The sequence below is a fragment of the Bradyrhizobium sp. AZCC 1578 genome, from assembly GCF_036924675.1.
GTDB lineage: Bacteria > Pseudomonadota > Alphaproteobacteria > Rhizobiales > Xanthobacteraceae > Bradyrhizobium.
This window is the reverse complement of sequence record NZ_JAZHRZ010000001.1, coordinates 1,647,013-1,658,150: the sequence shown is the minus strand read 5'-3', so window position 1 is coordinate 1,658,150 and position 11,138 is coordinate 1,647,013. Positions and strand designations below refer to the sequence as shown.

Below are 11,138 nucleotides of genomic sequence, written 5' to 3'. Positions count from 1 at the left end.
GTCGGCATCCCGGCGCCGGAGCAGCGGGCTGGCGCAGTATCCGCATCAGCTCTCCGGCGGGATGCGGCAGCGCGTTGCGATAGCGATCGCGCTGTCGTGCGAACCAAAACTCCTGATCGCCGACGAGCCGACCACCGCGCTCGACGTCACGATCCAGGCGCAGATCCTCGATCTCTTGGCGCGGGAGCAGCGCCGCCGGCACATGGCGATGATCATCATCACCCACGATCTCGGCGTCGTCGCCGGCCGTACCGACGAGGTCGCGGTGATGTATGCCGGCCGCGTGGTCGAGCGCGCGCCGACGCCTGCCTTGTTCAAGAAGATGCGGATGCCCTATACCGAGGCGCTTCTGGCGGCGCTCCCCAAACTCGATGCCGCGCCTCACACACCGTTGCCGGCGATATCGGGACGTCCGCCAGATCCGACGCGACCGCTGAAGGGCTGCTCGTTCTCGCCGCGCTGTCGCTATGCGGTGGCCCGCTGCCAGAACGAGAAACCAGAGCTCGAGGCGGCAGAGACGAAGGTCCATCAGTTCGCCTGTTTCCACCCGATAGAAGCCCACGCGGATGCCAACGCATGATGCCGCAATCCGCTCCATCGATTTCGTCTGACGCGTTGCTCGAAGTCGACAATCTCGTCGTCGAATATCCTGTCGGTTCCAGGATCGTTCATGCCGTGTCCGGCGTCTCCTTGCAGATCGCCCGCGGCGAAACGCTGGGTCTGGTCGGCGAATCCGGTTGCGGGAAATCGACGCTCGGCCGCGCCGTCCTGCAACTGCGCCGCCCAACCGCCGGGCGTGTGCTGTTCGATGGCCACGATCTCACGACGATGCAAGGCGATGCCTTGCGGCTGATGCGCCGGCGCGTGCAGTTGATTTTCCAGGATCCGATCGCCTCGCTCAATCCGCGCCGCAAGATCGGCGATATCGTCGCCGAGCCGCTGGTGATCGCGGGCGTCAAGGATCCGGAGAAGCGCAAGCGGCTTGTCTACGAGGTGCTGAGCGCGGTCGGGCTTGACCCGACGCTCGTCGTCGGGCGGCTGCCGCATGAATTTTCCGGCGGCCAGTGCCAGCGCATCTGCATCGCTCGCGCGCTCATTCTCAATCCCGAGTTCATCGTCTGCGACGAGCCGGTCTCGGCGCTCGATGTATCGATACGCGCCCAGATCCTCAATCTGCTCGAGGAGATGAAGGTCCGGTTCGGGCTGACGTTGCTGTTCATTGCGCACGATCTCGCGGTGGTGAAAGCCGTGAGCGACCGCGTCGCGGTGATGTATCTGGGGCGTCTCGGCGAGGTTGGTCCCTCCGAGCAGCTCTTCGCCAGGCCGGCGCATCCCTATACCGCGCTCCTGATCGAGGCCATCCCGATGCCGGACCCGGATGTGCGCCCCGCCGAGACCGTGCCCGTGGGGGAGCCGCCGTCGCCGATCGCGCCGCCGTCCGGCTGCCGGTTTCGTACCCGCTGTCCCCGCGCGGATCAACGATGCAGCGACGAGATGCCGGAACTGCGCGCTGTGGCGCCGGGCCAGTTCGTGGCCTGCCATCACCCGCTGATCTGAATACTCGGGGAGCGCCGCGCGCGTTTGTCTCGATGGGACAGACGTGGCAATGTCCGTTCTCAGGAAGTATCTAGCGCCCAAGAAATGGCTCAAGAACAAGAATGACGGGAGAGAAGCGATGAAGAGTTTTCAGGTCGCTGAGTTCAACGCACCGCTGAAAGAGGTGGATCAGGAGACGCCGCAGCCCACGGGTACGCAGGTGCTGATCAAGGTGAAGGCCGCCGGCGTCTGCCATAGCGATCTCCACATCTGGGAAGGCGGTTACGATCTCGGCCATGGCCGCAAGCCGCTGTCGCTGAAGGACCGCGGCGTGTCGCTGCCGCGCACGATGGGCCACGAGACGGTCGGCGAGGTCGTGGCGTTCGGGCCCGACGTTACCGCTGCCGACAAAGGCGATCTCAAGGTCGGCGACGTCGCGCTGGTCTATCCCTGGCTCGGCTGCGGCAAATGCCCTACCTGCGTCGGCGGCGACGAGAACATGTGCATCGTCAAGCCAAACTCGCTCGGCGTATATTGCGACGGCGGCTATGCTGACCACATGACGGTTCCGAACCCGAAATACCTTCTGAACTTGAAAGGGCTCGACCCCGTTACCGCCGCGCCCTATGCCTGTTCCGGCGTCACCACCTATAGCGCGCTGAAGAAGGTCGAATTCGCTTTCAACTCGCCGATCGTCATCTTTGGCGCCGGCGGCCTCGGCCTGATGGCGCTGTCGCTGCTAAAGGCGATGGGCGGCAAGGGCGCCATCGTTGTCGACATCGATGCGCGCAAGCGCGAAGCGGCCGAGGCTGCCGGTGCGCTTGCAACCGTCGACGGCAAGGCGCCGGACGCGCTGGAGCAGCTCGCGAAAAAGGCCGGCGAACCCATTCGCGCCGTGATCGATCTCGTCGGCAACGCGCAGACCACGCAGCTTGGATTCGATTGCCTCACCAAGGGCGGCAAGCTCGTCATCGTCGGCCTGTTCGGCGGCGGCGCGACCTTTGCGTTGCCGCTGATCCCGATCAAGGCGATCACGATCCAGGGAAGCTATGTCGGCAATCTGCGCGAGACCAAGGAATTGCTCGAGCTCGTTCGAAACAAGATGATCGCGCCGATTCCAGTGACGACGATGCCGCTCGCGAAAGCCAACGAAGCGCTCGCCGATTTGCAGAAGGGCAAGCTGGTCGGCCGCGCGGTGCTGACGCCGTAGAAGCCCCGCCGCCATTGCGAGGAGTGAAGCGACGAAGCAATCCATCGATCCGTGATACCGCGAGATGGATTGCTTCGCTTCGCTCGCAATGACGGGAATACCTCTGTCCGAACACTCTAAGGAACCCCCATGTCCGCGAATAACGCACTCCACATCGCCGTGCTCGGCGGCGATGGCATCGGCCCTGAAGTGATGGCGCCGGCGCTGGAAGTCCTGCGCAAGATCGAGGCGACGAGCGAGCTGAAGTTTCGCTTCACCGAGGCACCGGCCGGCGCCAACAATTATCTCGCGACCGGAAAATCCATGCCCGACAGCACCGTGCGGCTGTGCGAAGAGGCGGACGCCATCCTGCTCGGCGCCTGCGGCCTGCCGTCGGTACGCTACCCTGACAACACCGAGATCGCCCCGCAGATCGAACTGCGCTTCCATTTCGATCTCTATGCCGGCGTGCGCCCGGCGCGGCTGATCCCGGGCGTGCCGAGCCCGATCGTCGGCGCCGATCAGCGCGGCATCGACCTCGTGCTGATCCGGGAATCGACCGAAGGCCTGTTCGCCTCGATGGGCAAGGGCGTCGTCACGGACGCGGAGGCGCGCGAGACGCTCGTCATCACCCGCAAGACCTCGGAGCGGCTGTTCGAATTCTCGTTCCGCCTCGCCGAACGCCGCAAGGCGCGCGGGAAGGCAAATGGCGGCCTGACCTGCGTCGACAAGGCCAACGTGTTCAGGGCGTTCGCGTTCTTTCGCGAGATGTTCGATGAAGCCGCCAAGCGCCATCCGGACGTCAAGGCCGACCGGCTCTATGTCGATGCCTGCTCGCTGATGATGGTGAAGCGGCCCTGGGATTTCGACGTGATGGTGACCGAGAACATGTTCGGCGACATTCTCTCCGACCTCGCCGCCGGCCTGATCGGTGGGCTAGGCATGGCGCCCTCGGCCGATATCGGCGACCGCTACGCCGTGTTCCAGCCGTGCCACGGCACCGCGCCCGACATCATGGGGCAGGGCAAGGCCAATCCTACCGCGATGATCTTGTCGGCCGCGATGATGCTGGACTGGCTCGCCGACAAGCACGGGCTGGAAAGCGCCACTGAGGCCGGTGAACGCATCGAACGCGCGGTCGACAAGGCCTATGCGGGAGGAATCAGGCCGATGGAGTTCGGCGGCAACAACGGCACGGCGGATATCACGAAGGCGGTGCTGGCTGCGTTGTAAAAGGCGGCCCCACCGTCGTTGGAGCGGAGAAGTAGATTGCTTCGCTTCGCTCGCAATGACGCGGATAGGATTTCGCTCATTCGCCCTTTGCGAGCGTTACTTCCCCTTGAACTGCGGCTTGCGCTTTTCCATGAAAGCCGTTCGGCCCTCGCGAAAATCTTCGCTATCCATACAAGCGCGGCCGATCTCTTTGATCGCATCCATATCGCGCTTGCTTTCGTCCTTCAGCACCTCGGCGATGGTGATCTTGGCGGCCTTGATCGCCAGCGGCGCATTGCCGGAGATGGTGCGCGCGATCTCCATGGTGGCGTCCCATAATTCGCCGTCCGGCAGCACGCGGTCGACCAGCCCGATCCGCAGGGCTTCGGCGGCCTCGATCCGCATGCCCGTGTACATGATGAGCCGCGCCCAGGACGGCCCGACCAGCGAGACCAAATGTTTGAGGCCGTCATAGCCATAGGCGATGCCGAGCTTGGCGGCTGGAATGCCGAACTGGCTGTTGTCGGAGGCGATCCGGATGTCCGTGAGCATCGCGACCTGCATGCCGCCGCCGAGGCAAAATCCCCGAATGCAGGCAATCGTCGGCTTGGGGTAACTTGCGAGCAGCGCGCGTTGCGCCTCGCTCCGCTTGGAATATTCTTCCGACGCCGCCGCATTATGGCGAGTCTTTTCGAACTGGCTGATGTCGGCGCCCGAGACGAAGGCCTTGTCGCCGGCGCCGACCAGGATCACGACGCGCACGTCGGCGTCGTCGCGCAGTTCGGTCAGCGCGTGGCCCAGGCCTTCCCACATTTCGAGCGACATCGCATTGCGCTTGTCGGGATTGTTGAAGGTGATGACGCCGACGCCATCGCTGACGCTTTGCAGGATCTTGCCGTCGGCATAGGACATTTCGGCAGTTTTGGCGATGTCGAGCATCGGTTGCGGCTTTCACGCGTGAGGCTTCGTCCATTGTCGGACAAGCGTCGCGCCGAGGTCAATTGCCGCCTTTGCACGTGCGACCAGCAGAGGCCGCGGGGCAATGGGGGAGGTCGTCAGGCGCGGTCGTGAGGGCAGGAGCGGGCTCACGCGCATTGCGTGTGAGGGAATATCGGCGTGACGGTGATGCAGTCGTTGTTGATGGTCGAACCGGCGGTAGTCGTCAGAGACCTGCCGCGTCGGCTTTTCGCTGCGGTGCGTCCGGACTCCGCCATCCCCATCCTGATGGCGTCGCACGGGTATGGTCCCGGCCAGCTCAAGATTTGGCCCAGCGCAGCAACAGGCTACCCGGCGATTTCTCGCGCGAATGATCGGGTCCGCGGTGCTGCGATCCAGGCGAGATTATGCCTAGCCCTCGTTGGCGGCGATCGATTCCATCAACGACACCAACTGACGCTGTACAGTCTGGTCCTTGATCTTGCTGTAGGCACGAAGCAGCCTCAGGCTGAACGCGCTGTCCAGGAAGAGCAGGCTCTCGACTTCCCGCGCCTTGCCGTCGCCGTCGTAGAAGAACGTCACCGGCACGTCGAGCGCGGTAGCGATTTGCTGAAGACGAGCAGCGCCGACACGATTGACGCCCTTCTCGTACTTCTGAACCTGCTGGAAGCTGACGCCGAGCTTGTCGCCAAGCTCCGCTTGCGAGATTTTCTGTTCCACACGCCGCAGGCGAATCCGCTTGCCCAATTCGATATCGGGTTTGCCGGCGCTGCGCTGTTTCATCTTTTTCGCTGCTGATCTGTTCATTCTGGTTTTACCGTCCTTCGATCGGGAAACCCTGGCAAAAGTAGGTCAGGGGTTCATCCATATGTACCGCGTTAAAGTCAGTCCGGTCCGTGAGTTGGTATAGGGAACCACGGAATTCCTGAGAGATTGCGGGATGGTAGCCAAACGCTTTTGCGCATGGGAAGCATCCTGATACCGGCGCCGCCAACTACCTAAAGCTGTCGGCGCCCGGGGCGTGTTGGCAAAACCCCGCCCATTACATTTGGCAAAATATTCGACAAACCACAACCACCGCGAGTTCAAAGGCCACAGATTTTGGCCGGCATGCTTACTGTGTCGGGATCAAGTACCGGATTTCTACGGGGAGCGCGGGCTGATCGTGCAGTCGTTCGCAGCGCATCGGCGGTTGTTGCTAAAAGTTTCCGCGGACACTGATGCCTGATAAAATGCAGCAGAGTTCAGCTCCGCTTTCGGATCTGGCGTGCTGGGAAATAGCAGCAAGCCGCGCGCTCGCCACGCTATCGGAATTCTGCAAATCGATATGGCGCAGCCTCATTCGAACGGGAACGCCTTGCACGCGGGACGGGCCGGATCCGACATCGCGCAATATTTGCGGCGTGTCGGTTGCACCGTGCCGGCGGCATCCACGGATAGACCGATGTCGCGCAGCGACGCGCATCCCGCGAAGCTGTGTCGGGGCGCTTACGGCTACTGGCCGGGGGACCCAAGGTTCGGCTCGAGCCGGGATTTGCCCAAATTGGTCGCAATCACCGGCCGGGCCGTCTGCGGCTTATTGGCCTGGGGTACTACTTAAATTGGCTTCCACCATCGCACCGTTTTGCATACGCTTTGCGGTAGTGGCCGCGTCGTCGGCCAGGCCAAAGTCCCGCTTACAAGGGACAGGCGTTACTGGGGAGGAAGCTATGAAACGAAGAACCCTACTTGCGGGCCTTGGTGCGACGGCTGCGGCCGGCGTCCTGGGCGTGCCATCGATCGTCAGGGCACAGGCGCCCGTTACCCTCAACGGGGCGGTGCAGTTCAACGACGATCACGCCTTCACCAAGGCGCTGACCAGGTTCGAAGAGCTGGTAAAGAAGTACTACGGCAAGCCGGTCAACTTCACGCTGCACAAGAATTCGTCGCTCGGTCTCGAGAAGCAGTATTTCGAGTACATGTCGCAGGGCAAGGCGGTCGATTACGGCATCGTCTCGCCGGCCCACATGTCGACCTTCGCCAAGGCGGCTCCCTTCATCGATGCACCCTTTGTGTTCAAGGGCATCGAGCACATGAATAAGGTAGTCGAAAAGAATATTCTGGCACCTGTGGCCGACGAAATCGCGACCAAGGCGGAGGTCGTCCTGATCGGCTATGCGGGCGGCGGCATTCGCAACATCTTCGCCAACAAGCCGCTCAAGAACCTCGCCGATCTCAAAGGCCTCAAGGTGCGCGTGCAGGGCGCTCCGATCTGGTCGAAGACGTTTGCAGCCGTCGGCATGAGCCCGACGGTGATCGCCTACAACGAGGTCTACAACGCCATCCAGAACGGCGTGATCTCGGCGGGCGAAAACGAGGCCGCCGGCGTCGAGGCGATGAAGTTCTACGAAGTCGCCCCGCACCTCAATCTGACACAGCACGCAGTATCGATCCGGCCGATCTGCTTCTCGGTGAAGACGTTGAAGACCCTGCCGAAGGACTTGCAGGACGCGATCATGAAGGCCGGCAAGGAAGCCGGCGATTATGGCCGTCAGCTCGAGTCGAGCGAGGAGGTCGTCAAGCTCGATACGCTGGAAAAGGCCGGCAAGCTCAAGCGCGTTCCGTTCGAAGAGCGCGATGCCATGAAGAAGCTCGCCGATCCCGTGATGGCCACCTATGCCAAGGAAATCGGCGCCGAAGCCATCTTCGAGAAGATCAACGTCGCCTGATAATTGTCGCGCCAAGCGACAGGAAGTGGGGCAAGCCATGCGGCTTGCTCCATTCCGTGATCGTTACCTTCCGGAGCCATGATGACTGAAATGTCGATGCCGCCGAACCCGTCGCTATGGCGACGAGCGACGGCGGTCTATGCGAAATTACTCGAAATCCTGCTCGCGGCATGTGTCGGCATTCTGGTCGTTCCGGTCACCCTGCAGGTCATCTCGCGCTACACGCCGTTCATTCCGTCCTACATCTGGACCGAGGAGATGGCGCGCTTCCTGTTCATCTGGACCATTATGATCGGCGCCATGGTCGGGATCAGGGAGGCGCAGCATTTCGAGGTCGACGTCTGGCCCACCCTGTCGCGGCGGGCGGAAGCCGCGGTGCGGATCGTCGCGCGTCTCGGCGTGTTGGCGATGGCGCTGGTATTCGTGTGGGCTGGCCTCGAATTCACGCGCTTCGCCTGGAACCGAACGTCGGAACTGGCCGATCTACCGCTCTGGATGATTCATGTCGCATGGCCTGTCGCGGGTGTGACGTGGATCGTCTTTGCAGGCGAACAGATCGTCGACGAATTGAAAATTCTGGTCGGGGCGAGCCGATGAACGGTGGTAATGTACTTTCCGCCGGAGAGGCCGCACTGGTGCTGTTTGGCGTTTTCGTTGGCCTGCTCATCGTGCGCGTGCCGGTGGCGTTTGCGCTCGGTCTTGCCTGCGTACCGATCCTGCTGATCGAGCCCCGCCTGTCGATGATGTCGCTCGCGCAGGAGACCTTCAACGCCTACAACTCGTTCATCCTGCTCGCCGTGCCCTTCTTCCTCTTGACCGCCAACCTGATGGGCATCGGCGGCATCACCGACCGCCTGGTGGCGTTGTCGCGCTCGATGGTCGGGCATTGGCCGGGCTCGCTGGCGCAGATCAACGTCGTGCTGTCGGTGTTCTTTGCCGGCATTTCCGGCTCTTCCACTGCGGACGCCGCGAGCCAGTCCAAGATATTCATCGATGCCCAGACCAAGGAAGGTTACGACCTCTCGTTTTCGATCGCCATCACGGCGGTATCGGCGGTGCTCGCCGTCATCATCCCACCCTCGATCCTGATGATCGTCTGGGGCGGATTGATCTCGACCTCGATCGCAGCGATGTATCTGGCCGGCATCGTCCCTGGCCTGTTGATCGCGGGCGCGCAGATGGCCACCGTCCATGTCTACGCGGTGCGCCGGGGCTATCCGACCTACCCGAAATCGAGCTGGGCCGACATCGGCTACGCCATCTGGCGATCGATACCGGCGCTGATGACGCCGTTCATCATCGTCGGCGGCATCCTGCTCGGGTGGTTTACCGCCACCGAATCCGCCTGCGTCGCCGTGCTCTATTCCGTGGTGCTGTCGGCGTTCTTTTACCGCGAAACCGGACCGCGCGAACTCTACAAGGCGCTACTCGACACCGGGCGCCTGGCAGGCGTTGCGCTGTTCTGCGTCGGCACCGCGAGCGCGTTCGGCTGGCTATTGGCCTATTACAAGATACCGCAGGAGCTCTTGGCCAACGTTTCGACCTGGGGCATGGGCGCGGTCGCGGCCGGCTTCTTCATCGCGTTCTGCTTCCTGGTCGTAGGCTGTTTCCTCGACGCCATTCCGGCGATCGTGATCGTCGGCACCGTGCTGGAACCCTTGGCGAAGTCGGTCGACCTGCACCCCGTTCAGTTTGCGATCATCTCGATCGTGTCGCTGGCGTTCGGACTGGTGACGCCACCCTATGGCCTGTGCTTAATGATCGCGTGCTCGATCGCCGGCGTGCGGCTGCGCTACGCGCTGAAAGACACGGTGATCATGCTGATACCGATGCTGCTGGTATTGGCCGCCGTCATTATCTGGCCCAGCGTATCGCTGTTCCTGCCGCGCCTGATCGTGCCGGAGATGCTTAAGTAGCTATTCTTCTCTGTCGAGCGCGCAGCTTACGGTGTAGACGACGCCGCGCGGCAGGAAGTCGACGGTTGCTTCGCCGCCGAGCTGGTCGCGCGCGCTGCGCTCGATCAGCCGCGAGCCGAAGCCACGCTGCACCGGTGCCGTGACGGGCGGGCCGCCTGCCTCGGTCCAGATCAACCGCAACTTGCGCCCGTCGCTTTCTTCGAGGATTTCCCAGTCCACCGCGAGGGTCCCGGTGTCGTTCGATAGCGCGCCGTATTTAGCGGCATTGGTTGCGATCTCGTGCACGATCATCGACAGCACGACGGCGAGCCGCGGCGACAGCGGGACCCGCGGTCCGAACATCCGCACCCGCTCCGGATTGTTGAGCAGGTAGGGCTGCAGCACCCGCGCAATCACTTCCCGCAGCTCCGCGCCTTGCCACTTCTCCTGGCTGAGCAAGTTGTGCGCCTCCGCCAGCGCGCCGAGCCTTCCCTCGAATTTCTCGCGCTCCGCCCGGCTGGCGCTGCGGAAGGTCTGGGTGGCGATCGACTGCAGGACCGCGAGCGTATTCTTGACGCGATGGTTGAGTTCCTCGATCAGGAGATTGTGGAGCATCTCGCCGCGGGCAATCTGGGTTGCCATCCGCACCGCGAACGCGAGCCCAACCATCAGCAGTATGGCACCCATTACGCTCGTGATCGCGAGGTTGCGCCAGAGCGGCGCGACCAGCGAGCTTTCGGCCACGCCGGCGGCAACGGTCCAGCCGGTGAGCGAGGAGCGGGTAAAGCTCGTAATCAGCCGCACGCCCTCGAGCGATACCGTCGGCAGGGTGGTTTCCGGATTGTTGAACATCTCCGTATAGAGCGAGGGCGATGCACGCTTGCCGACAGTATCCTGTGGGTTAGGCACGCGCGCGAAATTGGTGCCTTCGCCGTCGAAGATCGAGATCGTCCAGTCCTTGCTCGGCCGCTGCTGCTCGACCATCGCCTGGAAAATCTCGATCGGTGGACTGAAGGAAATGTCGTAGAGTACTTCGCCATCGACGATGACGGGCACTTCGACCGTTACGATCAGCCGCTTCTTCACCGACCCAAAGAACAGGTTGGAATAGACCGGCTTCTTCTCCGCAAAGACCCTCCCGACCAGGGCGAGGTTGTTGCGCAACGGCAGGTTTGCCGTATCAGTCGTCAGCGAAGAGAACACCTGACGGCCTTCGCGGTTCGCCACCAGCACGACGCCGCCTTCGCCATACTGGTCGAGGAAGCCTTGGCAGATGCGGCGGAATGCCTCGAAATCCCCGTCGCGCAGTGCGTTTGTCAGCGATAGCACCTGGAGTGCGCCGGTGATCCGCTGCATCTCCGAGTCGAGCACGAGGCGAATGCTGCGAACCGTTTCAAGGACCCGTTGCGTCGCGTTCTGGCGGTCCTGCTTGTAATGGTTGAAGACGATGCCGGCGGCGAAAATAATCAACGGCAGCGTTGTTCCCGCGACCAGAAGAACAAGACGCACTGGCAGTGAGAGTTTCGACAACGCAAGCCCCGGATCGGCGCCAATCGGGGCAAGCATAGGAGAAGCCGCCGAACTTCGCCAAGAATAATAAGAGGATAAGGTAAGATATTCAGCCGACTGGAGAAGCGGCCGGGTTCCGCCGTGTGGCTCGGC

At 62.6% G+C, this 11,138-nt stretch carries 10 protein-coding genes; 7 read left to right on the top strand and 3 right to left on the bottom strand.

Annotation, left to right across the window (positions count from 1 at the left end; genetic code table 11):
• Positions 1-61 precede the first annotated feature (61 nt).
• The 4 genes from V1290_RS08385 (at position 62) to V1290_RS08370 (ending at position 3,958) form a co-directional block, all read left to right on the top strand.
• Entirely contained in the window at positions 62-580 is a 519-nt protein-coding gene (locus V1290_RS08385; protein WP_334363960.1) for an oligopeptide/dipeptide ABC transporter ATP-binding protein, read from the top strand.
• Positions 577-1,557: an ABC transporter ATP-binding protein gene (locus tag V1290_RS08380; protein WP_334368970.1), complete on the top strand. Its 981-nt coding sequence runs from the start codon at positions 577-579 to the stop codon at positions 1,555-1,557. Before V1290_RS08385 ends, V1290_RS08380 begins: the two co-directional genes overlap by 4 nt.
• Before the next feature lie 118 nt (positions 1,558-1,675).
• Positions 1,676-2,746, top strand: coding sequence for an alcohol dehydrogenase (locus V1290_RS08375; RefSeq protein ID WP_334363959.1), 1,071 nt, complete (start codon positions 1,676-1,678; stop codon positions 2,744-2,746).
• Between the two features lie 129 nt (positions 2,747-2,875).
• Positions 2,876-3,958, top strand: a complete 1,083-nt coding sequence (locus V1290_RS08370; RefSeq protein WP_334363958.1) for an isocitrate/isopropylmalate dehydrogenase family protein — start codon at positions 2,876-2,878, stop codon at positions 3,956-3,958.
• A gap of 96 nt (positions 3,959-4,054) precedes the next feature.
• Here the strand turns inward: V1290_RS08370 and V1290_RS08365 are convergent, their stop codons facing one another.
• Both V1290_RS08365 and V1290_RS08360 read right to left on the bottom strand, forming a co-directional pair.
• Entirely contained in the window at positions 4,055-4,876 is an 822-nt protein-coding gene (locus V1290_RS08365; RefSeq protein WP_334363957.1) for an enoyl-CoA hydratase, read from the bottom strand.
• Between the two features lie 408 nt (positions 4,877-5,284).
• Positions 5,285-5,680: a helix-turn-helix domain-containing protein gene (locus tag V1290_RS08360; RefSeq protein WP_028347342.1), complete on the bottom strand. Its 396-nt coding sequence runs from the start codon at positions 5,678-5,680 to the stop codon at positions 5,285-5,287.
• A gap of 902 nt (positions 5,681-6,582) precedes the next feature.
• On the opposite strand from V1290_RS08360, the gene V1290_RS08355 reads away from it, so the two are divergent.
• From V1290_RS08355 to V1290_RS08345, 3 genes are all read left to right on the top strand, one after another.
• Positions 6,583-7,581, top strand: a complete 999-nt coding sequence (locus V1290_RS08355; RefSeq protein WP_334363956.1) for a TRAP transporter substrate-binding protein — start codon at positions 6,583-6,585, stop codon at positions 7,579-7,581.
• A gap of 81 nt (positions 7,582-7,662) precedes the next feature.
• Entirely contained in the window at positions 7,663-8,178 is a 516-nt protein-coding gene (locus V1290_RS08350) for a TRAP transporter small permease (protein WP_334363955.1), read from the top strand.
• A complete protein-coding gene (locus V1290_RS08345) occupies positions 8,175-9,497 on the top strand; it encodes a TRAP transporter large permease (RefSeq protein WP_334363954.1) in 1,323 nt (440 codons plus the stop codon). The genes V1290_RS08350 and V1290_RS08345 overlap by 4 nt, the downstream gene beginning before the upstream one ends.
• Here the strand turns inward: V1290_RS08345 and V1290_RS08340 are convergent, their stop codons facing one another.
• Positions 9,498-11,006, bottom strand: a complete 1,509-nt coding sequence (locus V1290_RS08340; protein WP_334368969.1) for a sensor histidine kinase — start codon at positions 11,004-11,006, stop codon at positions 9,498-9,500.
• Positions 11,007-11,138: the final 132 nt, after the last annotated feature.